This window comes from Bacillus nakamurai (assembly GCF_001584325.1).
In the GTDB taxonomy this organism is placed as follows: Bacteria; Bacillota; Bacilli; order Bacillales; family Bacillaceae; genus Bacillus; species Bacillus nakamurai.
Window position 1 is genome coordinate 96,763 of sequence record NZ_LSAZ01000022.1, and the last position, 26,326, is coordinate 123,088.

General features: G+C 43.4%; 34 protein-coding genes. 24 read left to right on the forward strand and 10 right to left on the reverse strand.

Annotated elements, in window-relative coordinates:
* Positions 1-9: 9 nt before the first annotated feature.
* The 6 genes from kamA (at position 10) to AXI59_RS11675 (ending at position 4,331) form a co-directional block, all read left to right on the forward strand.
* Entirely contained in the window at positions 10-1,434 is a 1,425-nt protein-coding gene (gene kamA, locus AXI59_RS11650) for a lysine 2,3-aminomutase (RefSeq protein WP_061528284.1), read from the forward strand.
* Positions 1,431-1,709 carry a YokU family protein gene (locus tag AXI59_RS11655; RefSeq protein WP_061528285.1) on the forward strand — a complete coding sequence of 93 codons (279 nt, stop codon included), beginning with the start codon at positions 1,431-1,433 and terminating at the stop codon, positions 1,707-1,709. The genes kamA and AXI59_RS11655 overlap by 4 nt, the downstream gene beginning before the upstream one ends.
* A gap of 74 nt (positions 1,710-1,783) precedes the next feature.
* Positions 1,784-2,008: a YozE family protein gene (locus AXI59_RS11660; RefSeq protein ID WP_061521057.1), complete on the forward strand. Its 225-nt coding sequence runs from the start codon at positions 1,784-1,786 to the stop codon at positions 2,006-2,008.
* A 150-nt stretch (positions 2,009-2,158) separates the two neighbouring features.
* Positions 2,159-2,554, forward strand: a complete 396-nt coding sequence (locus tag AXI59_RS11665) for a VOC family protein (protein ID WP_061528317.1) — start codon at positions 2,159-2,161, stop codon at positions 2,552-2,554.
* Between the two features lie 646 nt (positions 2,555-3,200).
* Complete coding sequence (locus tag AXI59_RS11670; RefSeq protein WP_061521059.1) at positions 3,201-3,488, forward strand: hypothetical protein; 288 nt, start codon at positions 3,201-3,203, stop codon at positions 3,486-3,488.
* Between the two features lie 162 nt (positions 3,489-3,650).
* Entirely contained in the window at positions 3,651-4,331 is a 681-nt protein-coding gene (locus AXI59_RS11675) for a hypothetical protein (RefSeq protein ID WP_061521060.1), read from the forward strand.
* Here the strand turns inward: AXI59_RS11675 and AXI59_RS20025 are convergent.
* On the reverse strand, positions 4,328-4,471 hold the full coding sequence (locus AXI59_RS20025; RefSeq protein ID WP_167348373.1) for a hypothetical protein: 144 nt from the start codon (positions 4,469-4,471) through the stop codon (positions 4,328-4,330). The genes AXI59_RS11675 and AXI59_RS20025 overlap by 4 nt on opposite strands.
* A gap of 119 nt (positions 4,472-4,590) precedes the next feature.
* On the opposite strand from AXI59_RS20025, the gene AXI59_RS19410 reads away from it, so the two are divergent.
* From AXI59_RS19410 to AXI59_RS11685, 3 genes are all read left to right on the forward strand, one after another.
* Positions 4,591-4,764 (forward strand): YozD family protein, encoded by a 174-nt coding sequence (locus AXI59_RS19410; RefSeq protein ID WP_013352563.1) that lies wholly within the window; start codon positions 4,591-4,593, stop codon positions 4,762-4,764.
* Between the two features lie 71 nt (positions 4,765-4,835).
* On the forward strand, positions 4,836-5,447 hold the full coding sequence (locus tag AXI59_RS11680; protein WP_061528286.1) for a phosphatase PAP2 family protein: 612 nt from the start codon (positions 4,836-4,838) through the stop codon (positions 5,445-5,447).
* Between the two features lie 59 nt (positions 5,448-5,506).
* The gene (locus tag AXI59_RS11685) at positions 5,507-5,827 is read left to right on the forward strand and encodes a YodL domain-containing protein (RefSeq protein ID WP_061521062.1); all 321 of its coding nucleotides are present in this window, start codon (positions 5,507-5,509) and stop codon (positions 5,825-5,827) included.
* A 71-nt stretch (positions 5,828-5,898) separates the two neighbouring features.
* On the opposite strand, the gene AXI59_RS19795 is transcribed toward AXI59_RS11685, so the two are convergent.
* Positions 5,899-6,024, reverse strand: a complete 126-nt coding sequence (locus AXI59_RS19795) for a hypothetical protein (RefSeq protein WP_156476276.1) — start codon at positions 6,022-6,024, stop codon at positions 5,899-5,901.
* Between the two features lie 141 nt (positions 6,025-6,165).
* Between AXI59_RS19795 and deoD the strand changes: the two genes are divergently transcribed.
* Positions 6,166-6,864 carry a purine-nucleoside phosphorylase gene (deoD, locus tag AXI59_RS11690; RefSeq protein WP_061521063.1) on the forward strand — a complete coding sequence of 233 codons (699 nt, stop codon included), beginning with the start codon at positions 6,166-6,168 and terminating at the stop codon, positions 6,862-6,864.
* A 78-nt stretch (positions 6,865-6,942) separates the two neighbouring features.
* Positions 6,943-7,761 (forward strand): M15 family metallopeptidase, encoded by an 819-nt coding sequence (locus tag AXI59_RS11695; RefSeq protein ID WP_061528318.1) that lies wholly within the window; start codon positions 6,943-6,945, stop codon positions 7,759-7,761.
* A 42-nt stretch (positions 7,762-7,803) separates the two neighbouring features.
* Here the strand turns inward: AXI59_RS11695 and AXI59_RS11700 are convergent, their stop codons facing one another.
* Positions 7,804-8,058: a hypothetical protein gene (locus AXI59_RS11700; protein WP_061528287.1), complete on the reverse strand. Its 255-nt coding sequence runs from the start codon at positions 8,056-8,058 to the stop codon at positions 7,804-7,806.
* Positions 8,059-8,149: 91 nt separating this feature from the next.
* Entirely contained in the window at positions 8,150-8,851 is a 702-nt protein-coding gene (locus tag AXI59_RS11705) for a class I SAM-dependent methyltransferase (RefSeq protein WP_061528288.1), read from the reverse strand.
* 146 nt (positions 8,852-8,997) lie between these two features.
* Between AXI59_RS11705 and ctpA the strand changes: the two genes are divergently transcribed.
* Entirely contained in the window at positions 8,998-10,398 is a 1,401-nt protein-coding gene (ctpA, locus tag AXI59_RS11710) for a carboxy-terminal processing protease CtpA (RefSeq protein ID WP_061521066.1), read from the forward strand.
* 471 nt (positions 10,399-10,869) lie between these two features.
* Positions 10,870-12,279, forward strand: a complete 1,410-nt coding sequence (locus AXI59_RS11715; protein WP_240491514.1) for a glycoside hydrolase family 30 protein — start codon at positions 10,870-10,872, stop codon at positions 12,277-12,279.
* Between the two features lie 44 nt (positions 12,280-12,323).
* Here AXI59_RS11715 and AXI59_RS11720 read toward each other — a convergent pair whose 3' ends face one another.
* Both AXI59_RS11720 and AXI59_RS11725 read right to left on the reverse strand, forming a co-directional pair.
* On the reverse strand, positions 12,324-13,814 hold the full coding sequence (locus tag AXI59_RS11720; RefSeq protein ID WP_061528290.1) for a sodium:solute symporter family protein: 1,491 nt from the start codon (positions 13,812-13,814) through the stop codon (positions 12,324-12,326).
* Entirely contained in the window at positions 13,814-14,014 is a 201-nt protein-coding gene (locus AXI59_RS11725) for a DUF3311 domain-containing protein (RefSeq protein WP_061528291.1), read from the reverse strand. The genes AXI59_RS11720 and AXI59_RS11725 overlap by 1 nt, the downstream gene beginning before the upstream one ends.
* A gap of 185 nt (positions 14,015-14,199) precedes the next feature.
* Between AXI59_RS11725 and AXI59_RS11730 the strand changes: the two genes are divergently transcribed.
* Together AXI59_RS11730 and AXI59_RS11735 are read left to right on the forward strand one after the other, a co-directional pair.
* Positions 14,200-15,111 (forward strand): ring-cleaving dioxygenase, encoded by a 912-nt coding sequence (locus AXI59_RS11730; protein WP_061528292.1) that lies wholly within the window; start codon positions 14,200-14,202, stop codon positions 15,109-15,111.
* 12 nt (positions 15,112-15,123) lie between these two features.
* The gene (locus tag AXI59_RS11735) at positions 15,124-15,726 is read left to right on the forward strand and encodes an alpha/beta hydrolase (RefSeq protein WP_061528293.1); all 603 of its coding nucleotides are present in this window, start codon (positions 15,124-15,126) and stop codon (positions 15,724-15,726) included.
* A gap of 42 nt (positions 15,727-15,768) precedes the next feature.
* On the opposite strand, the gene AXI59_RS11740 is transcribed toward AXI59_RS11735, so the two are convergent.
* Positions 15,769-16,377, reverse strand: a complete 609-nt coding sequence (locus AXI59_RS11740; protein ID WP_061528294.1) for a nitroreductase family protein — start codon at positions 16,375-16,377, stop codon at positions 15,769-15,771.
* 129 nt (positions 16,378-16,506) lie between these two features.
* Here AXI59_RS11740 and yodB point away from each other — a divergent pair, with 129 nt between their 5' ends.
* Together yodB and AXI59_RS11750 are read left to right on the forward strand one after the other, a co-directional pair.
* Positions 16,507-16,866, forward strand: coding sequence for a transcriptional regulator YodB (yodB, locus tag AXI59_RS11745; RefSeq protein WP_061521072.1), 360 nt, complete (start codon positions 16,507-16,509; stop codon positions 16,864-16,866).
* Positions 16,867-17,273: 407 nt separating this feature from the next.
* Positions 17,274-18,047, forward strand: a complete 774-nt coding sequence (locus AXI59_RS11750) for an acetoin reductase (protein ID WP_061528295.1) — start codon at positions 17,274-17,276, stop codon at positions 18,045-18,047.
* Positions 18,048-18,370: 323 nt separating this feature from the next.
* On the opposite strand, the gene AXI59_RS11755 is transcribed toward AXI59_RS11750, so the two are convergent.
* Positions 18,371-18,760 carry a tautomerase family protein gene (locus AXI59_RS11755; RefSeq protein ID WP_061528296.1) on the reverse strand — a complete coding sequence of 130 codons (390 nt, stop codon included), beginning with the start codon at positions 18,758-18,760 and terminating at the stop codon, positions 18,371-18,373.
* A gap of 221 nt (positions 18,761-18,981) precedes the next feature.
* Here AXI59_RS11755 and AXI59_RS11760 point away from each other — a divergent pair, with 221 nt between their 5' ends.
* Complete coding sequence (locus tag AXI59_RS11760; protein WP_061521075.1) at positions 18,982-19,218, forward strand: hypothetical protein; 237 nt, start codon at positions 18,982-18,984, stop codon at positions 19,216-19,218.
* 33 nt (positions 19,219-19,251) lie between these two features.
* Here the strand turns inward: AXI59_RS11760 and AXI59_RS11765 are convergent, their stop codons facing one another.
* Positions 19,252-19,716 carry an Hsp20/alpha crystallin family protein gene (locus tag AXI59_RS11765; RefSeq protein ID WP_061528297.1) on the reverse strand — a complete coding sequence of 155 codons (465 nt, stop codon included), beginning with the start codon at positions 19,714-19,716 and terminating at the stop codon, positions 19,252-19,254.
* A 98-nt stretch (positions 19,717-19,814) separates the two neighbouring features.
* Here AXI59_RS11765 and rarD point away from each other — a divergent pair, with 98 nt between their 5' ends.
* From rarD to bshB2, 4 genes are all read left to right on the forward strand, one after another.
* Positions 19,815-20,711, forward strand: coding sequence for an EamA family transporter RarD (gene rarD, locus AXI59_RS11770; protein WP_061521077.1), 897 nt, complete (start codon positions 19,815-19,817; stop codon positions 20,709-20,711).
* A 67-nt stretch (positions 20,712-20,778) separates the two neighbouring features.
* On the forward strand, positions 20,779-21,057 hold the full coding sequence (locus tag AXI59_RS11775) for a hypothetical protein (RefSeq protein ID WP_061528298.1): 279 nt from the start codon (positions 20,779-20,781) through the stop codon (positions 21,055-21,057).
* On the forward strand, positions 21,054-21,404 hold the full coding sequence (locus AXI59_RS11780) for a YojF family protein (protein ID WP_061521079.1): 351 nt from the start codon (positions 21,054-21,056) through the stop codon (positions 21,402-21,404). The genes AXI59_RS11775 and AXI59_RS11780 overlap by 4 nt, the downstream gene beginning before the upstream one ends.
* Before the next feature lie 17 nt (positions 21,405-21,421).
* Positions 21,422-22,087 carry a bacillithiol biosynthesis deacetylase BshB2 gene (bshB2, locus tag AXI59_RS11785; protein ID WP_061521080.1) on the forward strand — a complete coding sequence of 222 codons (666 nt, stop codon included), beginning with the start codon at positions 21,422-21,424 and terminating at the stop codon, positions 22,085-22,087.
* A 489-nt stretch (positions 22,088-22,576) separates the two neighbouring features.
* On the opposite strand, the gene AXI59_RS11790 is transcribed toward bshB2, so the two are convergent.
* Complete coding sequence (locus AXI59_RS11790) at positions 22,577-23,923, reverse strand: MATE family efflux transporter (RefSeq protein WP_061528299.1); 1,347 nt, start codon at positions 23,921-23,923, stop codon at positions 22,577-22,579.
* Positions 23,924-24,200: 277 nt separating this feature from the next.
* Between AXI59_RS11790 and cdaS the strand changes: the two genes are divergently transcribed.
* Positions 24,201-24,827: a sporulation-specific diadenylate cyclase CdaS gene (cdaS, locus tag AXI59_RS11795; protein WP_061521082.1), complete on the forward strand. Its 627-nt coding sequence runs from the start codon at positions 24,201-24,203 to the stop codon at positions 24,825-24,827.
* 120 nt (positions 24,828-24,947) lie between these two features.
* Positions 24,948-26,159, forward strand: a complete 1,212-nt coding sequence (locus AXI59_RS11800; protein ID WP_061528300.1) for a macrolide family glycosyltransferase — start codon at positions 24,948-24,950, stop codon at positions 26,157-26,159.
* The last annotated feature ends 167 nt before the right edge of the window (positions 26,160-26,326 follow it).

The following is a 26,326-nucleotide window of genomic DNA, read 5'->3' on the forward strand; positions in this document are numbered from 1 at the left end:
GGAATTCGTTTGGCAAACAAATGGTTTCAACCGAAGCGTCATTGGAAGGAGATTGAACTGTGGAAGGACGTTCCCGAGGAAAAGTGGAATGATTGGCTGTGGCAGCTGACTCATACTGTAAGGACCGTCGATGAGCTGAAAAAAGTCATTCATTTGACGGAAGAGGAAGAAGAAGGCGTCAAAATGTCTGTAAAAACCATTCCTTTAAACATCACGCCGTATTACGCATCTTTAATGGACCCAGATAATCCGAGATGTCCGATTCGCATGCAGTCTGTGCCTTTGTCAGAAGAAATGCATAAAACCAAATATGACCTTGAAGATCCGCTGTTTGAAGATGAAGATTCACCTGTGCCGGGTCTGACGCACCGTTATCCTGACCGCGTTCTCTTTCTGGTGACGAATCAATGCTCCATGTACTGCCGCTATTGCACCCGCAGACGTTTTTCCGGGCAGATCGGTATGGGCGTGCCGAAAAAACAGCTGGATGCGGCGATCGCCTATATCCGGGAAACGCCGGAAATTCGCGACTGTCTCATTTCCGGGGGTGACGGGCTGCTGATTAACGATCAAATCCTGGAATATATTTTAAAAAACCTCCGCGAGATTCCGCATCTTGAAGTTATCCGGATCGGCACAAGAGCGCCTGTCGTTTTTCCGCAGCGGATAACGGATAACCTGTGTGAGATTTTGAAAAAGTATCACCCGGTCTGGCTGAACACTCATTTTAATACGAGCATTGAATTGACGGAGGAATCGGTTGCAGCTTGCGAGAAACTTGTCAACGCTGGCGTTCCGGTTGGGAACCAAGCCGTTATTTTAGCAGGCATTAACGATTCTGTGCCGATCATGAAAAAGCTCGTGCATGATTTGGTGAAAATCCGCGTGCGTCCGTATTATATTTATCAATGTGATTTGTCCGAGGGGATCGGGCATTTCAGGGCGCCGGTCTCAAAAGGTCTTGAAATCATTGAGGGGCTGAGAGGGCACACAACGGGCTTTGCGGTGCCTACCTTTGTCGTAGATGCCCCTGGAGGAGGCGGAAAAATCGCCTTGCAGCCGAATTATCTGCTGTCCCAAAGCCCGGAAAAGGTCGTGCTCAGAAATTTTGAAGGCGTTATTACGTCCTATCCTGAGCCGGAAAACTATATCCCGAATCAGGCCGATGACTATTTTGAATCCGTCTTCCCGGGAACAAGCGACAAACAGGAGCCGGTCGGTCTGAGCGCTATTTTCGCGGACAAAGAAGTTTCATTTACCCCTGAAAACGTATCAAGAATCAACAGAAGGAAAGCGTTTACGTCAGATCCTGAACATGAAACGCTGAAAAACCGCAGAGAAAAAAGAGATGAATTAAAAGAAAAGAAATTTTTAGCCCAGCAAAAGAAAGGAAAAGAAGGGTCGGAGTCGGAAGTCGCAGGTGAGTCGCCGTGAAGCCATGCGCGTGGTGTAATGATCTGAAGACCTCACCGTGTGCGGAGACTGTGTATTGGGAGCTTCCTGACGGCACGAGGGCAATTGAAATTACAGAGACGCCTGCTCTCGCCTGCTCCTCCTGCGGGATGACGTACCAAGAAGAGTCTGTCATCGGAGAAATAGAAAATCAGCTATTCTTAATAGATGCCAAAAAATTGCCGCAAACCATTACGTACCAAGAGCTGATGCAGACCGAACGTATTTTGAAACGCAATTATTTTGACTTCTCCTAGATTTCTTTTGTTGTAATTTCAGACTTGAAATGTATAATAGTACAACAAAAGACAGTCATCAGGAGGGGAAACCCATGAAATCCTTTTACCATTATTTGATGAAATACAGACATTCTAAGCCGCAGGACGCAATCAGCCAGTTTGCAAACAAGGCATATGAGGATCACAGCTTCCCGAAAACCTCAAGCGATTATCATGAGCTCAGTTCTTACTTGGAACTGAGCGCCGATTATTTAGAGACAATGTCGACATTTGACGAAGCTTGGGAAAAATACGAGACAGAGGTGCATCACGCCTAATGAAAACCGCACAATGTGCGGTTTTTTGCTTCCGATTTTTAAGAGGCTGGGACAATAGAGGTAATATAATCAGTAAAGCAGTTAAATAATATATAATGGAATTCTCGAAAGAAAAATCAATATTCATGAATGAAAGAAAGCGGGGAAAAAATGATTAATCAAGTTGGACAAATCATGCTGTATGTGAATAACCAAGATGAGGCATTGCAATTTTGGACGGAAAAAGCAGGGTTCAGCGTCGTTTCTGAAGAAGATAACGGCCAAGGATTCAGATGGATTGAAATTGCTCCGGCAAAGGAATCGGAGACGAGTATTATTCTTCATGATAAAGAATTCATTGCAAAAATGCAGCCGGAATTAAATCTGAATACACCTTCAATCATGTTTTTTTCAGAAAATCTCGATAAGTTATATAAAGACTTTTCAGACAAAGACATTACAGTCGGAGAAATCGTAAATATGCCATCAGGCAGAGTATTTAACTTTGCGGATCATGAAAAAAATTACTTTGCAGTGATGGAAAAAAAGGGACTGAAGAAAGGTTAGGCAGTTTCTCTGAACTCAGCGTAAAAAGGCTGCTCCAGATCAGGAGCAGTCTTTTATTTTTCATTTTAATTGATAGAAATCTGCTGAAATTGCAAAATGCGATATTAATCAAGGCGATCTATGCGGACAGAAAAACAGACGAAAAAATAAATAATTGGCTGGCTATTCATCCATTAGTGATCCAGCAGTTCGGGGGATAATCAGATATTGTTCTAAGGGTGTATAAAACCAAATATGTTATATAGGGTAAAATTGGAATATTGTAGTATAATCGGAATAAGATCATTTTTTCAAGAGCCGATTTTATGAAATGCATAAAGAAAGGGGGCAAATAAGCCAAGATTCGGTGCTAATGAAATTGCTGATTATGTAAGGCCAAAAGGACATAAAACGAAAATAAGTGTGATACATTACAGAGATCATTTCACCGGCTCTATAACCTTTTGGCATCAGTTTAGGAGATATATTTTTTTACAATGTTTAGAACGGATACAAAAATGAATTTAACATTAAAATTCAGTGAATTTAGATGTATGTGATTTTATCTTGTTATAAAGAGTATTAGAAAGCAGAGCATTCCTCCATTTTCTTTTAAAGGCCTGTTCAAATAAAATAATTGTTTATCAAGCAGAAAGGAGCATTTTAAATGGATTCTTTATGGATTGGAATTGGATTCGCTCTAATGGGCTATTTTATTGGGGAAGGGCTGAAAAACTTTAAAAACCCAAAAGGAAGCTATTCTGACTGCCCAACATTAATTAAAGAAAAGGACTTGCATTATTACCTTGGATTAAATAAAGATGAGGTAAAGGAGCTGTTAAACAAGTACCCTAACGCACCGAAAGTTGAATTGAAGGGCACTTCTTATTATCCGTATCAGCAATTTTTAAAATGGATGTCTTCACATCATATTTATAAAGATGAATATAGGTAATGCCGATATTTAATCACACCCGAAAAACCGTACATTGTGCGGTTTTTTTGTCATTCTGAAGAGGCGTATAAATGGATTTATCCTGTGGTTTTCATGCCCATGCGAAATAACGGCGGCCGGCATACGATAGCGTATGACAGTCCGCGGCAAGGGGGAGACAGCATGAAGCCAAAAAAACCGAAATTTCGAGTGGGAGATATCGTGGTCGTCGTGATGTACGGAACCGTCGGCACCATTACAAAGGTTCACCAAATTGATAAGCATTATCTTTACGAAGTCAATCATAATGAAGTGCTTTACTTTGAATCGTCCATCCAGCTTTATAAACATTATGAGGGCGTCATCGTCGATATGGAAAAACTTGATATCGAATATGAATTTCTGATTGGCGACGTGGTGTATGTAAAGGACTACGGAAAAGAATTGTTTCGTGTCATCGGCCACAGAACAGAAATATGGAGGTATTTAGAGGATGGATGGGAAGATATCATATATGAGCTGACTCGATTGAAAGATGGAGAGTGGCTTGAAACGGAGGAAGAGGATCTCACGCTGGTTCTGAGAAAATATGAAATGGATCAGTTTGTGCATCAGCTGCTGTTTGTCCACTATGTTGGAGAGACATCTTATGAGATCGGCGAGGATACAGTCACGTCTGCTCTTCTTCAGTTTGAAGGCGATACTGATGATCCCGATACTCTGCATGTTTTAGCAGTATCGATTGTAGATGAGCTGCTTGATATTTATAACGATTATAAGATCCTTTATGATATGTTCGGTGACGAGGAGTATAAAGACATGATGAAATTTGTGCTGGAAAGCCTTCGGGAGCATTTCAGCTAGCCGGCAAAAAAACGGACGGCGACATATAAAAACCAGGGCAGGCAGCCGGCAAAGATGACAAACGACATTCCTTTCAGCACTTTTTCCAATACGATATCAAATCCATCTCCGTCCAATACGGCCATCATTTTCGTCAGCATGATTTTATTCCTCCGGGGCTTGTTTTTTTTAAAGTATATGAGCGGAAAAAACGTTTAGAACTTTCGGGTATAATTCGGGTGGTTTTTTCATAAACCATAAAAAAGGAGGCGGTGTTTGCATGAAAGAAATAGATCTTGTGATTGACACAGAAGAAATCGCTGATTTTTTTTACAGTCAGCTTGCTATGCGCGGGTACATACCGAGTGAAGAGGAGATCTTTGAAATAGCCGACATCACCTTTGATTATTTATTAGAAAAATGTATGATAGACGAAGAGCTGGATGAAGACTGAAAACGCGGAGCCGGAGTGAAAAACTTCGGTTTTTTCATTCGGCTCCCAGAATGAAAAATGGGGGGAAAACGTTGTACAAGCCACTCGGTCTCTTTGCATTATTTATATTGTTAGCTTTGGCCATCCGAATCGAAGCCGTTCAGCTCTTTGATGAACGGGTGATAGAAGCAGCGGTCTCCCTCAGGGTGCCGTGGGTCAGCCAGGTGATGCTGTGGATAACAGAGCTTGGCACGACCGCGGTTTTATTGCCTCTTCTTCTCCTGTCATGCGCGGTGCTGTATGTTTACAAAAAGACGCCGGATGTCGTTTTTTTGCCGCTGATGTTTTTGATTGAACGGATTATAAACATAAAGGTAAAAGAGCTGATCGAAAGGGCCAGGCCTGCTTATGAACCGCTTGTCCATGAAACGTCATTCAGTTTTCCGAGCGGTCATTCCATGAATGCGGCAGTCATTTATCCCGTTATCGCCTACCTTTTCATCAAGCATGTTCCCTTTTTTGCAGCAAAAAAGCGCATCGTATCTGTATGCACCGGCATCCTCGTTATTTTAATAGGGATAAGCAGAATTTATCTGGGCGCGCATTTTCCGACGGATGTCCTTGCCGGGTTCAGTCTGGGGCTTTGCCTCGTCTCGCTTTTTGTGCTCTTTGACGAAAAGTATCACCCGTTTCGACAAAAATAGAGAGAGGAAAAAGGAGAAAAAACGCTAATACTATTAAGAAATAAGAGGGAGGGATCTTGATGCTGTTATCGCTGCCTGTGTTTAAAAAAAAGACTTGTGCCTACGATGTGACGATTTTTCAAACACCCCGATATGGCGAAAAAAAAGGATACAGAGTCGTCTATCGGACTGAGCTGGCTGCTGACAATCATCAAGACGCACTGAAAAGGGCATTTTCTGTTTTTAACGTGCCTGATACGGTTCCAAACGACTATGAAGCCAGATTTATAGCGACCGGAGATGTTATTCTCATAGACGAAGGAAGAAAAGGGAAGACCTATTACAGGCTCAATCCTGCGGGGTGGAGTAAAATTAACCGTTTGCTCGTACAGCCTAAATGAGACAGCAGCCGGCTTAAAATCTCGGCCGGCTGCTGATACCAACTAAAAATGCGGATATCCGCATTTTTTTATTATGGCTTTCGTTTAGCGGCGGAATGTTCTTTTCCGTGCGCTTCATCAGCCGCAATCACGTCTGATACGGGAATGTGGTTGTTCTTCTTCTGGCCGGTGACCCGGTTCCGCTGTTTTTTGCCCATCCATGATCCCTCCTTTTCTTCTCCGGCTTATGATCGCTAGCTATTTTACCCATAATCGTGATGATCAATGCTGATGATTGTCTCATCACGTTATTCAGTGTACAATGATTGGGAGTTTTAATATGGCAGGAGGAAAAGGATATGAGTGTACATATAAACGCAGAAAAAGGTCAGATTGCCGATACAGTGCTTTTACCCGGTGATCCGCTGAGAGCAAAATTTATCGCGGAAACGTATCTTGAAAACGCGGAATGCTACAATGAAGTCAGAGGAATGTATGGATTTACAGGTACATATAACGGCAAAAAAATCTCCGTTCAAGGCACGGGAATGGGAGTTCCGTCCATTTCCATTTACGTGAATGAGCTGATACAAAGCTATGACGTTCAAAATTTAATCAGAGTCGGTTCATGCGGCGCCATCCGCAAAGATGTGAAAGTGCGCGACGTCATTTTGGCCATGACTTCCTCAACGGATTCACAAATGAACCGTGTGGCATTCGGGAGCATAGATTATGCCCCTTGCGCGGACTTTGACCTGCTTCATAAAGCTTATCAGGCCGCTCAGCAAAACAGCTTGCCTGTAGCGGTAGGAAGCGTATTTACGGCGGATCAGTTTTACAATGAAGACTCTCAAATCGAAAAGCTTGCCAGATATGGCGTGCTCGGCGTTGAAATGGAGACGACTGCTTTGTATACGCTTGCAGCGAAATACGGCAAAAAAGCACTTTCCATCCTGACAGTGAGCGATCATGTACTAACAGGAGAAGAAACAACGGCAGAAGAGCGCCAAACGACATTTCATGATATGATAAAGCTGGCGCTGCATACTGTATCGTAAAAGCAAGATGAGGGGCATGCTAAACAAAGCGGCCTCTTCTTTATGCAGCTGATTCAAAAAAAGAAAGGTAAGGGTAAAATGAAGAAATCCAGTAAATGGTTCTCGCTCGCTGCGGCTCTCAGCGTAACCGCTATCGTGGGGACCGGCTGCAGCATTTCAGGCGGCGACAGCCATAAGGACACAAAAACCACTGCTGAAACAAAACAAACTGACGACGCATCAAACAAAAAAACTGCGAAGACACAAGACAACGACTTTTTATTGGAGAGTAAATATTTTAACGATATTAAAGAAGTGAACGGGCTTGAGACCATTCAAAACCCCAAAAACACACTCGCGCTTGTGAACAAGACATACACACTGCCGGGAGATTATAAACCAAGCGATCTCGTTATACCGAAAGTTGATTTCTCTTTCACTGAGAAAATAGAGAAAAGATATATTCGAAAACCCGCTGCCGATGCCTTGGCGGAATTATTTAAGGCGGGGAAAAAGCAAGGTTATGAACTGGTTGCCGTATCCGGATACCGTTCTTACGACAGACAGAAGGTTATTTTTGATAATGAAGTCAGCCTAAAAGGAGAAAAGAAGGCGAAAGAAGCTGTCGCATTTCCGGGGCAAAGCGAACACCAAACAGGGCTTGCCATGGATATTTCCAGCAAAAGCAACGGATTTGAGCTGAATGAAGCGTTCGGAAATACAGCAGACGGCAAATGGGTGAAAGACCATGCGTACGAATACGGATTTGTCATCCGCTATCCGAAAGGCAAAGAAGACGTTACAAAGTATGAATATGAACCGTGGCATTTGCGTTATGTAGGCAAAAAAGCTGCAAAAGTGATGCATGACCGCCATTTAACGCTTGAAGAATATTTTAATGAAGTAAAAAAAGTATAAACGAAAAAGCCCGCTTGCAAAACATAAAGCGGGCTTTCCCTATTACCAGAAGAATAAACCTGCAAGCGCAAATCCGGCGATGAAACCAAGGCCGATACCGATTGCTCCACGTCCGTCGCCCCATCCGCCCCAGTAGCCGTAGCCGTAACCTCTGTAGCCTCCGTGACCGACCGGGGTGATATACACTTTGCTGTTTGTCACGCGTGTGATTCTGCCGACGTGGACTCTGCCGTTTCTTTCTGTAATTCTAGCAACTTTCCCATGGTGCTGACGACAAATATGATAATAGTTTCCCATTTTTCTCCTCCTATCCAATCCTTCTTTCTATTTCATCTTATGATAGAGTGCGAGAAAAAGGTTGGACGAAAGGAGGAGGCCAATCGCCGTTTTACTTATAAGCAACAAATGCGCAGTGGCCCAAGTACTCATTGTATGTCTGCATGAGCTCATAATGGGCGGTCAGCGTATCATAGTGTTTGGGAGAAATGACCGGCGATAAATCCATTTCAGTTGTCGGCTCATGCGAATTGTCTTCGTGGAAAACAGAGATGATTTCCGCTTTTTGAAAACCTTGCTGGATCAATATCTGTTTCCATGCCGCTTCATCGTAAAAAACGGTAAAACCGTAAAAATCCTTAATATTTGTTTTCAAGTTTTCCGGAAGCGGTTTTTTCAAAGTTGCTTCAATGCCGATGAGCATGCCCCCCGGTTTGAGAACCCGCAGGATTTCAGACAGCGATAACGGAAGGCTTGAAAAGCTGAGGACAGATTCAGAAAGGACGGCAGAAAAAGTTTCTTCAGAAAAAGGAAGCTGCTCAAGCTCACCTAAATGACTGGGAATGGATAATCCTTCAGCGGCAAAACGTTTTGCCGCTTTTTCAAGCATAAGGGGATCTTTATCAACACATGTGACGGGATACAGCATATGACCGAGATATGCCGCTGTCTGTCCTGTACCGCAGCCGGCGTCAAGAATCGGCTCATGAGGAGGAGGAGCCGCTTTTGCGAGAATTGCTTTAGAATAAGCGAGTCCGCCGGGGTGAGCCCCTCCGACTCCGAATAAGGACAGCATTTCTAAATATTTGCTCAAAGTCCGAATCCTCCTTTCTCCCTCAGCATATGTTGAGAGAAATGCATAGGTTTGGGTAAAAGAGAAAGAAGGGCGCTTCACGTTTGAAGTTGACGAATGAGAGTTCGTCCATGATAATAATAAAAGAATAAAAAGGTGGTGTTTACTTGAAACGGCAATTTAAACTGTTTTTTATCGTGCTGATCACAGCAGTTGCAGCCTCAGCCCTTACGTTGTTTTTCACGGGCAATACGACCATTTTCGGACAAGGCTCAACAGCGCTTGGCAATAGCAAATTTGATAAATTCAATAAAGCTTACGAGCAGATTAAAAGTGATTATTACCAAAAAACAGACGACAGCAAATTAGTAGACGGAGCGATAAAAGGCATGATCAGTTCCTTGGATGATCCGTATTCATCTTATATGGATCCGCAGGAAGGAAAGTCTTTTGAAGAAACAATTTCCGCTTCATTTGAAGGCATTGGCGCGCAAGTAGAAGAAAAGGACGGCAGCATACTGATCGTATCTCCGATCAAAGGATCACCCGCAGAAAAAGCCGGTGTTAAACCGAATGATCAGGTCATTAAGGTGAACGGCAAAAGCGTTAAGGGCCTTAATGTAAACGAAGCTGTTGCATTAATCCGCGGCAAAAAAGGAACCAGCGTCAAGCTTGAATTACATAGAGCGGGAGTCGGCGATATTAACCTGTCGATTAAACGTGACACCATTCCGGTCGAAACCGTGTATTCTGAAATGAAAAAAGGCGGCATCGGCGAAATTCAAATCACTTCTTTCTCTGAATCAACGGCAAAAGAGCTGAACACAGCTATTAACAGCCTTGAGAAACAGGGGGCAAAAGGGTACATTTTAGATTTAAGGGGCAACCCTGGCGGTCTGATGGATCAGGCGATTAAAATGAGCAACATGTTTATCGATAAAGGAAAAAATATCATGCAGGTGGAATATAAAGACGGTACGAAAGAAGTCATGAAAGCGACCGAAGAGCGTAAAGTGACGAAACCGACAGTCGTGCTCGTCAATGACGGTACGGCAAGTGCGGCAGAAATCATGTCAGCAGCGCTGCATGAATCATCCGGCATTCCTCTGATCGGTGAAAAAACTTTCGGAAAAGGCACCGTGCAAACGGCAAAAGATTACAGCGATGGTTCAACCGTTAAACTGACAATCGCAAAGTGGCTGACAGCCGACGGCGAATGGATTCATAAAAAAGGCATCAAGCCGCAATACGCAGTAAAGCTTCCCGATTATGCGAACCTGCCGTTTTTAGATGCTAAAAAAACATATCAATACGGCGACTCTGGCACAGACGTAAAAAATGCGCAAAATATGCTGAAAGCACTCGGGTATAAAGTGAATGTTAACAGCACGTACGATAAAGCATTTGAAGCAGCCGTCAAACAATTCCAATCCAAAGAGAACCTGAAACAAACAGGCATCTTAACCGGAGACACAACGGCAAAACTGATGACGGACCTGCAGAAAAAGCTGGCTGACAACGATACACAAATGAAAAAAGCCATTGAAACATTAAAAAAGAATATGTAACAGCCCGATACCAGAGGCTTAAAAACACCTTGTTACGTCATAAATCGTTCAGCGTTATGACGTAACAGGTGTTTTTCTGTTTTAGGGAGGAAAGTGATGATAGCCCATGCCTGATGTTATAACAGAACAACTATGTTCATCATTATAAGTGACTTTCGGAAAATCAAATGGCAGCGCAAAGTTTAGGCGCTCATTCTTTTAACAGTCCTAAAACATCAAAACGCAAGGATTAAGTTAAATGAGTGTTTACGTATAAGCTGAGAAGAATGAGTACAGCTTAAGTTTAGAAAAGCTTCATCCCATGGTAAAGCCGTCTTTGAAATGAAGATGAACCAAAGGAGGTGAACTGGAGCAGTCTGATTCACAGTTGTCATTCCAATGAATGATGAAAATAGGGGAGGAATTGGGTATATGCCTTTTTTAAAATTATCGCTGGCTCTTCTTCTTACTTCTTTACTATTAACAAGCAGTATGGGAAACGCTGTTCATGCTGCTGATCATAAGGAAACCGACAAAAATAAAGTGCGAGTCTGGTATAGCTCAGAAAAAGACCCGGCTTCCCGCTCCTGGTACGATGGGCCAAAAGAAGTGAAATACGCTTTAGACGAGCAACCCCCCCTGACATTGACAAAAAAGAAGGCGTCTGATTCAAAAGCCATTTATGTCGATCCGTCACAACGCTATCAAAGCATGTTAGGCATAGGTTCGTCTTTAGAAGAATCCACGATCCATAATATATCCAAAATGTCTTCCGGGAAAAGAGAGGAAGTGTTAAAAAAGCTGGTTGATCCGAAAGAGGGTATTGGTATGGATGTGATGCGCATAACGATTGGCACATCGGATTTTACGGCTCAGGAGTTTTATACGTATGATGATATGCCTAAAGGGAAGAAAGATCCTAAACTTAAACATTTTTCTATTCAAAAGGATATTGATTTAAACATTACAGCAACAATTAAGCAGGCGCTGCATATTAATCCTAAGTTAAAAATCATTGCCTCTCCATGGAGTCCGCCGGCATGGATGAAAACGAATGAAAGCCTCAGCAGAGGAAAGCTTAAACATCAATATGTCGATGAATTGGCCGCCTATTACCGAAAGTGTATTGAAGCATATAAAAAACAAGGGATTCCAATTTACGCAATGACTCTTCAAAATGAACCTTTACTGGAAATAGACTATCCGAGCATGTACATGCCGCCGGAGCAGCAGCGCGAACTCGCGATTACATTAAAAAAGGAAATGAAAAAACATGTAATTGACACGAAAATATGGATATATGATCACAATGCAAGCGGGGCTTGGAACTATATTCCTCCGATTTTAGATGATAAAAAAGGAAATCAAGCGGCCGACGGCATTGCTTTTCATGATTATGACGGAGATCTTTCCGTCATGGCGGAGATTGGGAGGAGATATCCTGAAAAATCTATTCACTTAACAGAACGCTCTGTGTGGGGAACAGAGGGGGCGGACCGGATCGCACAATATTTCCGTAACGGCGCTTCCAGCTACAATGCCTGGGTGACAATGCTTGATAGTCATATTCAAACCCATCATTGGATAGGCACGCCAGATCCAACGCTGTTTATTCAAGATGCTATAAATCCTGATCGTTATTGGAATATACCGATATACCATATGACAGGCAACTTTTCTAAATTTGTGGACCGAGGGGCAAAACGGATTGAAAGTAATTACGGCTCCAAAAACACAGTAACAAATGTGTCGTTCCTCAATCCTGACCAGTCTATTGTCTCAGTCGTCATCAACCAAACATCCTCTGACCAAACATTCCATGTCGTTTCGGAAGATAAGCAATTTGAAGCTGTCATTCCGGCTAAAACCGTTGCAACCTATAAATGGGATCATAAAAAATAATCACATTACAAAGCCGGCACGGGATACGTGCCGGCTTATTCATATTACGCGCCTTTTTGATTCAATTTATCAGAGGATGTTTTACCGAATAAACCTTCTTTCACCGCGTTTGCAGTCGCTTTTTTCACAAAAAACGGATTAAGAATAACGACGGCAGACAGATTGGAAACCAAACCCCAGAAGCCCTCATAAATGCCGTGGGAAGATTGGGTTATGTTTACTGTAAACGTCACAATAAGACCGACGAGCAGACCGATAATCGTCGCTTCTTTCGTTTGGTTTTTCCAAAACAAGCTGACGGCGATGGCCGGGAAAATCTGCACCATTCCGGAAACGCCCAGCAGCTGGAGCGTAACGAGCGCCGTCGGGAAAAGCATGCCGAACAAAAGCGCAAGTCCGATGACGACAAACACCATGGAACGGGTGATGATCGTCAGCCTGCTTTGCGAAACATTCGGATGAATCAAATCTCGGTACAAGTTATTCGCAAATAAGTTAGAAGCCCCGATGGCCATGATGGAACACGGAATCAAAGAAGCAAGGGCGATGGTTGAATAAGCAAAGCCCTGCGCGACGCCGCCGTAAGACGTTTGAATCAGCTTAAGCAAAGCGAGCCGCGGGTTGGTGTCCTCCGGCAGTACAAGAAACGCAATGAAGCCGAGAAAAATGACAAGAATCAAAACAATGTTATAAAGCGGCAGAAACATGCTGTTTTTACGGACGGCATCAGCGCTTTTTGCCGTAAATACTCCTGTCGCGGCATGCGCCCACATAAAGAGTGCCAGCGCCGATACGATAGAAGCGGTAATAAACCAAGGAATCCCTTTAGGCCCTGATGAAGGAATCGTCAGCATTTGCGGCGCTTTTTGTGCCATCGTGTGAATCATCGGCATCCAGCCGTGAAAATGGATCAGCGGGAGTGACACGACCATAAACAGCATAATGACCCATACTAAAATATCTTTAATAATGGCTGTAAATGTAGGCCCCTTAATACCGCTGAAAAAGGTATAAAGCGCGACAAGAACAAATGAAATGATAACCACCATGTTGACATTGATCACACCCGTCCCGGCCACCTGAAGCGTATCCTGAATCCCGCTCAGCTGCAGACAGATATAAGGAATCAGCATGAGAACCCCTACAATGGCGACAAGGCTCGCCAAAAGCTTGCTGTCAAAACGCTCCCGGGCGTAATCAGCAAGCGTCGTCAATTTATGTAATTTCGCTACCTTCCAAAGCTTCGGCAAAAAGAAATAGGCGATAAAATAGGCCAACACAGAATATGGTATCGCAAAAAAGGCAACGCTTCCCCCGGTGTAGGCGGTGCTCGTCAGCCCTAGAAACGTATAAGCGGTATAAAGGTCTGCGCCGACTAAAAACCAGACGAGCAATCCGCCAAAACGCCTGCCGCCGACTGACCACTCTTCAACAGAGGCCCGGGCTGATTTGTCTCTTCCGGCGATAAAGCCGATACAGACGACGGTTAAAACGATAACGGCTGTAATGATAAGTGCAGTTACATTTGCGGGCATCAATCCAATCCTCCTTGTTTCTTCTGAAGCTTATAAATGTAAAACGAACATAAAGGAGTGACAGCAATCCATAAAAGCAGCCAAAAATGAAAAAACGGCAGCCCGAAAATGATGGGATCAATCCGATTAGCGAACGATAGAAGCGCAAGCTGGCTGAAAGGTATTAAAATAAGAATGAAAATTAGTGCTTTTCTGACCATTTACTTTCCTCCCGGAACCTGATAATGCTCCTTATAATAGCAGTTGTCAGATAAGATCACAAGATATTTTTCAGAAAAAAAAGATTTCTATTATTATATTAACCAAATCGCTTTATTTGCATTTATACCGGAAACAAATTAAAATGATTAATATCTCGAAATCAAGATATTTAGGAGTGAATACATTGAATACACCAGGATTGCACCATGTAACAGCATTTGCGAAAGACCCTGTTGAAAATTTGCGCTTTTATACAGAGGTGCTCGGCATGCGTCTTGTTAAAAAAACCGTTAATTTTGACGACCCCGCCACATATCATTTTTATTTCGGCAACCAAAACGGAGATCCGGGTACGATTATAACGTTTTTCCCTTTTCAAGGCAGCCGCCGGGGCACTGTGGGAAAAGGCCAGGCCGGAAGAATTTATTTCTCCGTGCCAAAAGGAGCGCTGCCGTTTTGGAAGAGCCGTCTTGAACAAAACGGTTTATCAGTAACCGAGCAAACACTGCTATCTGAACAAGTGCTTCTGTTTAACGATACAGAAGATCTGCCGCTTGCAATCATGGAAGATGAAAGAAGCGGAAAAAGCCAATGGACGCCTGACGGTATTACGGAAAATGAAGCGATTACAGGTATGAGAGGAGTGCTTCTGTACTCATACCGTCCGGAAGCCACTATCCGATTTCTGACGGAGAGCTTCGGCTATTCGAAAATAGGGGAGGAAAATCAAATCGTCAGGCTTCAGTCGGAGGCTGCGGTCGGACATATAATAGATGTTGATCTTGCGCCGAAAGAGAGCGGTGTCGGGGGCTGGGGCACGGTTCACCATGTCGCTTTCCGCACAACAGGCGAAGAACAGGCAAAATGGAAGGACATACTTGCCGCTTCACATCTCTCATCATCTGACATTCTTGACAGGTCATACTTTACATCTATTTATTTCAGAGAAAGCGGCGGTATTTTATTTGAAATGGCGACGGATGAACCCGGCTTTTTGACAGATGAAACATTTGACGGTCTCGGCACAGAGCTGAAGCTTCCGGAATGGCTGGAAGAGCACCGCAATCAAATTACCGGCATTCTTCCGAAAATATAAGGAGGGCATACGATGAAACATATTTATGAAAAAGGAACGTCCAAAAACGTTCTCTTGCTTTTGCACGGAACGGGAGGAAATGAACATGACCTTCTGCCGCTCGGCCGTTTTATCGATCCTGACGCGAATTTGCTCGGTGTCAGAGGCTCGGTTCTTGAAAATGGCATGCCTCGTTTTTTTAAGCGCCTGAAAGAAGGTGTATTCGATGAGAAGGATTTAATTGAACGGACGAAAGAATTATATGATTTTATAGATGAAGCGGCACAAACATACGGTTTTGACAGAAGAAACGTCATTGCAGCCGGATATTCAAACGGCGCCAATATTGCGGCGAGTCTCCTGTTTCATTATCAAGATGTATTAAAAGGGGCGATTCTGCATCATCCAATGGTGCCGATCCGCGGGCTGCCGCTGCCGGACATGACTGGGCTGCCAGTTTTTATCGGCGCGGGCAAGCAAGACCCGCTTTGTACAAAAGAGGAATCTGAGGAGCTTCATCATTATCTGACAGAAGCAAATGCAGCCGTTTCTCTCTTTTGGCAGGAGGGCGGACATCAGCTTACTCAGCATGAAGCGGAACAAGCGCGCGTTTGGTACCGAGAGCAAAACATGTAAAAAAACCTTAGTTCGCATAGGCGAACTAAGGTTTTTTTAGTCTTACAGCCAAGTTGAAACTTTTGAAACAGGCAGACGGTTGCTTTTATGTGCCGGTTTGGCAGCTTTACCGATAGAAATAAGCATCACAGGCACGAAGCGGTCGCTGACATCGAATTCTTTTACGAATTGCTCTTTGTTAAATCCGCCGATTGCGCAAGTATCGTAACCCTTTGCTTTTGCGGCAAGCATCAGCTGCATCGCTGCTAATGAGGCGTTTAGAAAAGCAGAATCGCGGGCGAATTGTTCATTTTGATATGCGCCGTTAATTTGGCTTAAAAGCGTTTGCTTGATTTCTTCTGTGATATTACCTTGACGAGCAAGCTCAGAATATACTTCTTCACCGTTTTCGTTTGCTTTCAAATCACCTAAAACGGCAACTACCGCAGATGAGTCGATAATTTGTTTTTGGTTAAAGGCTACCGGCAGCAGAGCCGCTTTTGCTTCATCACTGTGAAATACTTGGAAATGCCAGTGCTGCAGGTTCCAAGCGGAAGGCGCTTTTATCGTGATTTCTAGCAGTTCTGTTAATTCCTCTTTTGTCATAACCGCATCTTTATCGTATTCTTTAACAGATGCGCGTTCTTTTAAAAGATCTAATACGGACGTCATAATGTTTCCTCCTTCGGATAAACGTGTTATCATAATAGAAAAGTTAGAAGCTTACTAAATGTAACTCGAGAACTAATTTTAATGGATCACTGAAAACTTGTCAATAAATAGATGAAGGGATGGAATCATATGGGATATACAATGTGTCCTAAAATGGAATCTGCTTTTTCGCTGTTGGGAAAGCGTTGGAACGGCCTAATCATCCATGTGCTGATGGACGGCCCGAAACGTTTTAAAGATATGACTGAAACCATACCGATGATCAGCCAAAAAATGCTGGCGGAGCGGCTGAAAGAGCTTGAACAAAATGAAATTGTCGAGCGGCAGGTGCTGCCTGAAACCCCTGTAAAAGTCATTTATAAACTGACCGACAAAGGTATGGCGCTGCAAGCCGTTTTTCAGGAAATGCAAAAATGGGCCGACAGTTTTTGCGAACCGGGAGCAGCCGCACAAGACGAAAAATGTGAACAAGAACAGCACAGACCTTAACAGAAGGCTGCCGGACATTTTCCCGGCAGCCTTTCTGAATTACAGGAAAACGAAAACAAATGATATGAAAGCACCTGCTGTTGAGGCAAAAGAAGCTGTAAATAGTGAAGCTTCAATTCTATAAAGGCAACAGTTACATCTCCGAAAAACCATCAATATCAAAATTATTTATATCGAGAAGTAAGTCTTTCCATTGTTTTATCAAGACTTCAATTTGCAATTCCTTTCCCTTAACGCTTTAAAACAGGCGGATGCTTTTGACATCGGCGACTGTCAATGAATATTTCAATTTAAAGAATCTAAACATGGAGATAAGCTTGAATGTGAGAAAGCAGTTTCAAACTTGTTAAGACACTTTGAGCTGTTCATATCATAATATAAAGACTCATTGCGAAAGGGGGATGTTCATGTCCAAGGCAGCAATCGTTACTGGCTCTGCAGGAGGATTAGGAAGGGGCATAGCAGAAAGACTTTGCAAGGATGGCTTTAGTGTTGTGCTGCATGATATAAATGAAACACTGCTGAATGAAACAGTTTCAGATCTCAAAGAAAAAAATTTTGATGTTATCGGCGTTAAAGGGGATGTGTCGAAACGTAATGATCAATTCAATTTAGTGAAAGAAGCAGCAGATACGTTTGGACGTCTCGATGTTTTTGTAAACAATGCCGGTATTGAAGCTGTTTCTCCATTTTTAGAGATTACGGAAGAACAACTTAATAAATTATTCCGTGTTAACGTAAATGGTGTTGTTTTTGGCACTCAAGCTGCTGCTGACCAGTTCATGAAGCAGAAAACAAAGGGTAAAATCATTAATGCATGCAGTATAGCTGGTCACGAATCATTTGAAATGCTGGGCACTTATTCTGCAGCCAAGCATGCTGTAAAAGCATTTACACATGCAGCTGCTAAAGAGTTAGCTAAATATAAAATAACAGTTAATGCATATTGTCCTGGTGTTGCTAAAACAAAAATGTGGGATAGAATTGATGAAGAAATGGTTAAACATAGTGATGACTTACATCCGGGGGAGGCATTTGAAAAATTCTCTTCAGAAATAGCCCTGAAAAGATATCAAACACCTGAAGATGTTGCTAATTTAGTCTCTTTCTTGGCTTCAGATGATTCAGATTATATTACTGGTCAAGCGATCTTAACTGATGGCGGCCTTGTCTATAGATGATACAAAACTGCAGAGAGACATAAAGAAAAATTTATAATGAAGCCGAGTACAATATTGAAATGAGTATAAGAGGCAATAATAAAGCAAAAAAATTTTGGGGTATTTAGCGGATGTAAAAGAAAAGCCTGGCTGCGAAGATGAATGAGTGTAAATATTGAAGGCCCCAATCCAATAAGGAGAGGGGCTTTTTCTTTAATCCAGTTAAATCATAAGTTTTCTTAAAACATTCCAGGAAGCAGCATCTTTTCTTCTGAAATCTCGACATAACGCTTTCTGGCTAACATCAGGCCGCGTTCACTTGAAGAATTCGGTCCTTATAAATCTTACAATTTTCCAGTTAAAAACTGAGCTTCTCCAAGTCCGAAGCTCCAATCTGCATTGCCGTTTTCTGTAATTGAGATCATGACGTCTTCAGGTGAAATGCCGCACTCGGCTTCAAGCTTGTCAGCCATAAGTTTATATAATGTTTCTTTTTTGCTTTCAGTTCGGTCCTTGCTGACAATGCTGATGATGACGATATCTTTGCTTCTGTTGAATCCGAGTCCGGTATCTTCAATAATAAGCTCATGAGCAGGAAGCTGATGAACGATTTGGTAACGATCCTTTACAGGTACGTTAAATGCCTCAACCATGGCAGAGTGGGCAGTGTCCAATAATTTTTTTAATGATGTGTTATCCCGTCCTTCGATGACGTCAAAACGCAGTAATGGCATATCTTTCTTCCTCCCTGTTGGTTTCTATTGTTGCAATTTATGGAAAAGTATAACAAATAACCAAAACATTATCAATTTATAACCGTGATGTGATGTTTTTGTGTCGAGAGATGTTAAGCGCTTTACGGTATGTGCTGCGCTGCAAAACAGCCGGCCGCCCAATCAAAACCCGCCCTTTCCGAATACTCTTAAGAATAGGCAGACATAAAGGAGGAAAAAACATGTACCCTCATCATGAAATGTATCGCGGGAATTTCGGACCGGGCGGATATCCGGCGAGAGGTCCTTTTTTGTTCGGCGCTCCTTTAGTCGGCGGATTTTTAGGCGGCCTTCTCGGGGGCGCGCTTGTTACCGGGTTTGCGAGGCCCCCTTATGCGTACGGTGCTGCCGGTTACGGATACGGAGGAGCTCCATACGGCGGTTTTGGACCCGGAGCGGGTTATCCGCCCTTTTATTAAAGAAAAACGGTCTGCATGATGCAGGCCGTTTTTTTATCTCATAATTTCCACTTCCGACAAATTATAATCTTCCTGTTTTGAAAACATGACTTCAATAATCCCGTCTCTATAGACCGCCTTCGTTCCTTTCCGTTTAACGAGGCTAGGGAGAACGATTTCTTTTTTTTCTTCCGAAAGACTGCTGTTTTCAATAACAAGACTGTGTGACGTATGCTTAATCCTGATATGATCGAGTTCATCTTGTTCGATGGGAATTTTTGCAAAGACATGGTCGGAAGTTTCGAACAAGTCAATTTCCGGTTTCGGGGGTGCGGCTTCGACCGGCTCCGTTTTTTTGGAAAGCGGGTCGCGAAATGGAAATTGCCCCGCATAATCGGAACCGAACACACTTTCCATCACTTGGTTGACATATGACTCGACATCTTTTGGATCTGCATTCTTAAACGTTTCTTTTGAAAACTGATTATTGAAGGGAAAATATCTATTCCATTCAAACATCGGCATCTCACCCTTTCTTAACGGACAACATAGTATATGCCTGCCTGAAGCTTCCCGTGATATAATATAATCTGTTTACAGAAAGGAAGGGGAAGGCTGTGCAACGTAATGCCGCAAGAAAAGGAATCATTTATACCGCTGTTTCATTTGCCATGTGGGGGCTGTTTCCGGTCTATTGGAAGCTTCTTGAACATATCCCGGCAATGGAAATTTTAGCCCACCGTATCATATGGTCGTTTGTCTTTATGTGTGTGCTCTTGACAGTGCTTCGCAAGTGGAGGACGGGATGGCGGGAGCTGCGTTTGCTGAAGGCGAACGGAGGCCTATTGGCGCTTTTTTTCGCTTCCATTTTAATTTCCGTCAATTGGTTTGTATACATATGGGCCGTAAACCACGGTTTTTTGCTTGAAGCAAGTCTCGGATACTATATTAATCCGCTCGTTTCTGTACTTTTGGGCATCATATTTTTAAAAGAAAAGCTGAACCGACTTCAAATCGCAGCAGTGTCTATTGCCGGGGCAGCCGTCATCCTTTCCGCGTTTCAGTATGGCGCGGTTCCTTATATCGCATTATTGCTTGCATTCAGCTTCGGTTTATACGGCTTATGCAAAAAAAGAACCAGTTTGTCCAGCACGATCGGATTAACGCTGGAAACACTATTGATTACACCTTTGGCACTTATTTATTTAGGTTATGCCGCTCATGGAAGCTCGTCTGGTGCATGGAGCGGGGAGACGTGGGCGCTGCTCTTTTTAGCCGGCGTATTTACGGCGCTGCCGCTGTTGCTGTTTGCAGAGGGGGCAAAGCGTCTGCCGCTTTATCAAGTGGGCATTCTGCAATATATTGCGCCGACCATTACCCTTATGCTCGGAGTATTTGTATATCATGAGCCTTTTTCAGGGCAAAAAGCGTTTACCTTCATTTGTATATGGGCCGCACTGCTGTTGTTTACGGTTTCACATCTGAAATGGAAACGGCCTTTAAAAAGCCGCTAAGCCTTTCGCTTTCCAGCGGAAGCTTAAATTATGTATAATCATTAAGAGTATGTAAAGGAGCTGTACAATGGGAACTGATAAAGATTTAGCCGCAGCTTATACCGCACTGTGGAACAACCGTACACTCTCCGGTTCAACCCTTGAAGAAGTGGAGGAGGCCATTGATCTTGAGCTGCTGGATCAAAGAACACATCCGAGGCTCCGAAAACCGCTTCAGGAGAAATTTGTGCTGGCGGTGCAGCGAATTGTAAATTCCCGGCTGGAACCGATTGAGAAATGCGAATTGGTTGAATTACATACGAAACGTTTGCAATTTTTAAGAGAAGAAAGAGGGGAGCAGCTATGAAAGCAATCATAAAAGAAGATGTGCAAACTTCTTTAGAACAATTTGCGGATCGTCCTGTATATATCCATTTGGAAACGACAACCGGTTCTTATTCAGCACACCTGAATGAAAAAAACATGACGGTTGTAGCTTATATACGCAATGCGAAAGTGACGTACCAGCAGGCGAAGATAAAAGGCAGCGGCCCATATCGTGTCGGTTTGAAAACCGAAGAGGGCTGGATTTATGCAGAAGGTCTGACTGAATATACAGTAGATGACGAAAACCGTCTCTTAATGGCAGGGCATCTGCCGGGCGGAAAATTGGCGATTTCGCTTCAAATCAGTGAAAAGCCGTTTACAGTTTAAAGAAAAGGGTGAAAATCATGAAAGAACACGTACTCGTCATCCTGCCTCACCCTGATGATGAATCATTTGGAGTGGCAGGGCTGATTGCCTTACACAGACAAAAAGACATTCCCGTTACGTATGCTTGCGCAACCCTTGGCGAAATGGGCCGGAACATGGGAGATCCCTTTTTCGCCAACCGTGAAACACTTCCGCTGTTAAGGAAGCAAGAGCTGATTGACGCATGCAAAGCGATGGACATCACCGATCTGAGAATGCTCGGATTACGTGATAAAACACTTGAATTTGAAGATGACGAGTGGCTGGCGGACATCATGGAAGAAATCATCGATGATGTAAAGCCGAGTCTGATCGTTACATTTTATCCGGGACACGGCGTCCATCCGGATCATGATGCCTGCGGTGAAGCGGTAATCAGAGCTCTTTACAGGAAGAAAAAAGAGGATCGCCCGCGCACGCTCTGCATGGCGATCACCCGCAACAGGGAAGAAGCCGTCGGCAAGCCTGACGTCATCCTTAATATCAAGGAAGTCGCTGATATTAAAATGAATGCCTTAAAAGCACACCGCACCCAAACAGAAGGCATGCTCAGAGAGCTTGAAGAAAAAATAAAAAATAACGAACCGGTTCTCCAAACTTGGTTTGAAGAAGAAGTGTATTGGACGTACCCGTGGAAAGATTAATAAAAAAGGTATAAGGCGATTTTCAGCCTTATACCTTTTTAATTTTCAGCTCAGAAGCGATCCGAAGACCGTACTGATATATCGGAAAATGTCAGGCCGAGAACCGCCGTTTGGGCAATTTCCGGGCGAATCCCCGATAATGTCGATTTGACCCCGAGCATTTTAATGAGCAGGAATATTTCTTCTATAAAAATATGAATCACCAAATGATGTAATCAAATGCTCCTTATCTAGAGCCCTTCAAACGCCCGCTCCTTTAACGCGGACTTATAGACTTCCTCATCATCAGAAAAAATTCGATTGATCTGATAGTTGAACGCCAGGTTTTGTTTTTTAGAATTTGCTGTCACCGCAGGATCAGCGGAAGTATAAACAGTATTTTGTTCCGTTTCTTGAATAGTTTCAAACCATGTTTTACTTATCTCTTCCGCGTGATGCGTATAGCTGTATACTTTTTGGCATGTTTCTTTTCCTTTATGAGAGCACCTTTTATTTCACATAACGTTTTTGCAGCTTGAGCAGCCTGAAGAACAAACCGACAGCCCCTGCGGCAAGTCCGGCAATTAAACCAATCCAATAGCCGTATGCCCCAAGGCTCGTATAGGTGCCGACAGCATAACCGACGGGCAGCCCGATGATCCAATACGAGATAAAAGCCGTGCCGAGAGTATAATTCACATCCTTATATCCTCTCAGAGCGCCTTGAATAGGGGCGGCAATCGCATCAGACAGCTGGAAAAACAGTGCATAGATTAAAAAGTGCTGCGTCAAAAGCAATACATCCGGGTCAGATGTATACATCCCGGCGATTTGCGGTCTGAACAGCAGAATAAAAGCTGCCGTGCATAAAGAAAAACAAATGGCAATCACAATACCGATATAACTGTACGAACGGGCATCTTTGTAGCGATTTGCACCGGCTTCAAAGCCGACTAATATGGTCAGCGCCATGGATACGCTGAGCGGCAGCATATACAGAAGGGAAGCAAAATTCATCGCCGCCTGGTGGGCTGCGATCGTCACCGTCTGAAAATGGCTCATCAGCAATGTGACCGCCGCGAAGATGCTCGTTTCAAAAAACACGGCAAAGCCGATGGGCAAGCCGATTTTTAACAGCTTTTTGCACTCGGACAGCGAAAAACGGTACAGTTTACGGAACACGGAGTATCCGGCAAACGGCTCGAATTGATAAACGATAAAAAAGCTGATCGCGCAAATACACCAGTAGGTGAGAGCAGAAGCGAGTCCGGCGCCGACACCGCCTAATGCAGGCATTCCGAGCTTTCCGAATATAAAAACATAATTTAAAGCAAAGTTGATAGGCAATGAACAAAGCGTAATCAGCATGGTAACTCTCGTTTTCCCGAGTGAATCAATAAACGAGCGCAGCACCGCATACACAAATAAAGGAAAAATGCCAAGTGATAAAAAGCCTAAAAAATGTTTGGCAATATCCTGAACATGCGGTTCAAGATGCAAACTTCCTAAAATCAAATCAATGGTGCAAAAGCCGATGAGGATAACGGCCGCGCTGAGAATTGCCGCTACATAAACGGCTTGGATGACGGAAAACGGCACATCTTTATGCCTTCCCGCCCCAAACAGCTGCGACACGATAGGCGTAACGGCCATTAATATTCCGGCAAGTCCTGTATAAATCGGCGTCCACAGGCTGGAACCTATCGCAACGCCGGCTAAATCGGCCGCGCTCACTTTTCCTGACATGACGGTATCTAAAAACGTAATAAGAGAAAGGCCTGCCTGTGTAATTAAAATCGGAATGAAGATATGTAACAGCTGTCTGACTTTTTGGCCATTCGTTATGGTTTCTCTCAAGTTGGGTTCCCCGTTTCTTTATTTTAACGAGAGAAATTATAACATTTTATGTATAAAAAGCAATGAACACTTAGCCTACTCTTTTTTGGTCGATTTCGGCTTTTTAAACATCCGGGCATAAATAAATGAAAGAGAAATGATCCCTAAAAAGGTGCAGATATATTGCATCAATCGTGCAAACTCCATTGGGCCGCGCCTCCTTTCTTTTTTATGATGTGCATGAACACGCATATCCATGCGCAGGTTGCGGAAAATAAGAGAAAGGAGCTGATGATGTATGCACCGAATCCAAATGACCGAAAGTGCGTTTACCGCTGCTGTCCAAACCTATTTGAAGCAAATTATGGAGGATGCCGCAATGATATTGCGGACATTGGACGAAAAAGATCAATGCCTTCTTTGCGATTTAGATGAGCTGGGCCATACGTTTCAGGAAATGCAGGCGATCGCCTCATCGTTTTACTTACAGTCATATATAGAGCACTTTACACCTTCATATACAGAGCTGGCGATGGCGGTTCAGCATCTGGCCGAAGAAAAACACGGCGCGCTGATTGTCATTGAGCGTACAGACACGCTGGACGGGCTGATCCAAAAAGGAACCAGTCTGCATGCGGAAATCAGTGCTGCTTTAATTGAAAGTATTTTTTATCCCGGAAACCCGCTTCATGACGGTGCCGTGCTTGTGAGAGAAAACCGGGTCGTATCGGCTGCCAACGTACTTCCGTTAACAACAAAACAAGTGGATCTCAAATTCGGCACGCGCCACAGGGCCGCAATGGGTCTTTCGGCTGTGACTGATGCGCTTGTTCTCGTCGTCTCAGAAGAAACGGGAAAAATGTCCTTCGCTAAGGATGGCGGCCTGTATCCGCTTGTATCACAGCGAGCCCTTCATACAAAATAATAAGAAAGTAGGAATATTGTACTCATTTAAATATTAACGAAGTGAATATCTTTACCTTTTTCTGTATACGTGTTATCGTTGAATTATACATAAAATTTAAAAGGAAAAGGGAGTGGAGAAATGGCAAATGTATTAATGATCGGTTTTCCGGGAGAAGGCCACATCAACCCGTCTTTAGGCGTTGTAAAGGAATTAAAGGCAAAAGGTGAGAACGTTGTATATTACGGTGTAAAGGAATACGAAGAAAAAATCGTATCAAGCGGTGCGGAATTCCGTGAATATGAGGATTTCCGAAAAGATCAATTCGGGAAAAACGCAACAGGCGATGAGAACAGAGACTTTACAGAATTTTTAGTGCTGATGCTCGATACCTCTAGAAAAGCCGCACTCCGCATTATCGAGGAAGTAAAGCAGGAGTCATATGATTACATGATGTATGACCACCACTTTCTGGCAGGAAGACTTGTCAAAAACATATTAAAACTGCCGGCATATTCCCTTTGTACGACGTTTGCGATGAATGAAGAATTCGTGAAAGAGGTCTTCTCAAACGTGAGCATGGTCTCAGAAGAATCACCATTTTATCCGGCTTATGCTGAGAAAGTCAGCCAATTAAATAATGAATTCAGCGCAGGAATTAACACTCCGTTTGATATTTTCTCAAATGACGGCAAAAAAACGATTGTGTTTACCTCAAGAGCTTTTCAGCCGAAGGAGGAGCATTTCGGAGCCTCATACCTTTTTGTCGGGCCGTCTATTACCGACAGGCCGCTAGACAGCGATTTCCCATTAGAACAGCTTGAAGGGGAAAAGGTGCTGTTTATTTCGATGGGTACGATTTTCAACAATCAAAAGGAATTATTTAATCAATGCCTAAAAGCATGCAGGGACTATGAAGGAAAGGTTGTTATGTCTATCGGCAAGCATCTTGATCCGGGCGAACTGGATGAGATTCCGCCGCATGTCATCGTCAAACCATACGTGCCGCAGCTTGAAATCCTGAAAAGGGCGGACTTGTTTATCACTCACGGAGGGATGAACAGCACGAGCGAAGGCCTTTATTACAAAACGCCGATGATCGTGATTCCGATGGGCGGTGATCAATTTGCTGTCGGCAGCCAAGTGGAAAAGACAGGTGCGGGCAAGCTGTTTAAAAAAGAAGATATAACTGCTGAACTGCTGAAAGAGACGATAAAAGAAATAAGTGAAAATCCTGAGTATCAAGAAAAAGTAAATGAAATAGGAGAATCACTGAGAACTGCCGGAGGCGCAAAGCGCGCAGCCGAGCTGATATTAGAAGACGTGAAAGCTGCTGATTCTGCAGCATTGTAATGACTCCCCGTTTCCTGAAAAGGAAACGGGATTTTTTTTGGCCCTCATTCGGAGGAGGAATTTTCCCGTAAAAAAGAGAATTGTATGAAAAACAGACAAGAAAGGAGGAAAATCGCGAAAAAAATGAAAATGATTCCAAAGTCTTTTGTGAAATGGTCTCTATTTAT

Coding starts and splice junctions, on each gene's coding strand:
- AXI59_RS11665 (WP_061528317.1), top strand. CDS start 2,159: ATGATTAATCAAGTTGGACAAATCATGCTGTATGTGAATAACCAAGAT.
- AXI59_RS19410 (WP_013352563.1), top strand. CDS start 4,591: ATGAAAGAAATAGATCTTGTGATTGACACAGAAGAAATCGCTGATTTT.
- AXI59_RS11780 (WP_061521079.1), top strand. CDS start 21,054: ATGAAAGCAATCATAAAAGAAGATGTGCAAACTTCTTTAGAACAATTT.
- deoD (WP_061521063.1), top strand. CDS start 6,166: ATGAGTGTACATATAAACGCAGAAAAAGGTCAGATTGCCGATACAGTG.
- bshB2 (WP_061521080.1), top strand. CDS start 21,422: ATGAAAGAACACGTACTCGTCATCCTGCCTCACCCTGATGATGAATCA.
- yodB (WP_061521072.1), top strand. CDS start 16,507: ATGGGATATACAATGTGTCCTAAAATGGAATCTGCTTTTTCGCTGTTG.
- AXI59_RS11715 (WP_240491514.1), top strand. CDS start 10,870: ATGGGAAACGCTGTTCATGCTGCTGATCATAAGGAAACCGACAAAAAT.
- AXI59_RS11760 (WP_061521075.1), top strand. CDS start 18,982: ATGTACCCTCATCATGAAATGTATCGCGGGAATTTCGGACCGGGCGGA.
- AXI59_RS11695 (WP_061528318.1), top strand. CDS start 6,943: ATGAAGAAATCCAGTAAATGGTTCTCGCTCGCTGCGGCTCTCAGCGTA.
- AXI59_RS11765 (WP_061528297.1), bottom strand. CDS start 19,716: ATGTTTGAATGGAATAGATATTTTCCCTTCAATAATCAGTTTTCAAAA.
- AXI59_RS11725 (WP_061528291.1), bottom strand. CDS start 14,014: ATGGTCAGAAAAGCACTAATTTTCATTCTTATTTTAATACCTTTCAGC.
- AXI59_RS11735 (WP_061528293.1), top strand. CDS start 15,124: ATGAAACATATTTATGAAAAAGGAACGTCCAAAAACGTTCTCTTGCTT.
- AXI59_RS11700 (WP_061528287.1), bottom strand. CDS start 8,058: ATGGGAAACTATTATCATATTTGTCGTCAGCACCATGGGAAAGTTGCT.
- AXI59_RS11670 (WP_061521059.1), top strand. CDS start 3,201: ATGGATTCTTTATGGATTGGAATTGGATTCGCTCTAATGGGCTATTTT.
- cdaS (WP_061521082.1), top strand. CDS start 24,201: ATGCACCGAATCCAAATGACCGAAAGTGCGTTTACCGCTGCTGTCCAA.
- AXI59_RS11800 (WP_061528300.1), top strand. CDS start 24,948: ATGGCAAATGTATTAATGATCGGTTTTCCGGGAGAAGGCCACATCAAC.
- AXI59_RS20025 (WP_167348373.1), bottom strand. CDS start 4,471: ATGCTGACGAAAATGATGGCCGTATTGGACGGAGATGGATTTGATATC.
- AXI59_RS11755 (WP_061528296.1), bottom strand. CDS start 18,760: ATGCCATTACTGCGTTTTGACGTCATCGAAGGACGGGATAACACATCA.
- AXI59_RS11740 (WP_061528294.1), bottom strand. CDS start 16,377: ATGACGTCCGTATTAGATCTTTTAAAAGAACGCGCATCTGTTAAAGAA.
- AXI59_RS19795 (WP_156476276.1), bottom strand. CDS start 6,024: ATGGGCAAAAAACAGCGGAACCGGGTCACCGGCCAGAAGAAGAACAAC.
- AXI59_RS11775 (WP_061528298.1), top strand. CDS start 20,779: ATGGGAACTGATAAAGATTTAGCCGCAGCTTATACCGCACTGTGGAAC.
- AXI59_RS11685 (WP_061521062.1), top strand. CDS start 5,507: ATGCTGTTATCGCTGCCTGTGTTTAAAAAAAAGACTTGTGCCTACGAT.
- AXI59_RS11675 (WP_061521060.1), top strand. CDS start 3,651: ATGAAGCCAAAAAAACCGAAATTTCGAGTGGGAGATATCGTGGTCGTC.
- AXI59_RS11750 (WP_061528295.1), top strand. CDS start 17,274: ATGTCCAAGGCAGCAATCGTTACTGGCTCTGCAGGAGGATTAGGAAGG.
- AXI59_RS11660 (WP_061521057.1), top strand. CDS start 1,784: ATGAAATCCTTTTACCATTATTTGATGAAATACAGACATTCTAAGCCG.
- AXI59_RS11720 (WP_061528290.1), bottom strand. CDS start 13,814: ATGCCCGCAAATGTAACTGCACTTATCATTACAGCCGTTATCGTTTTA.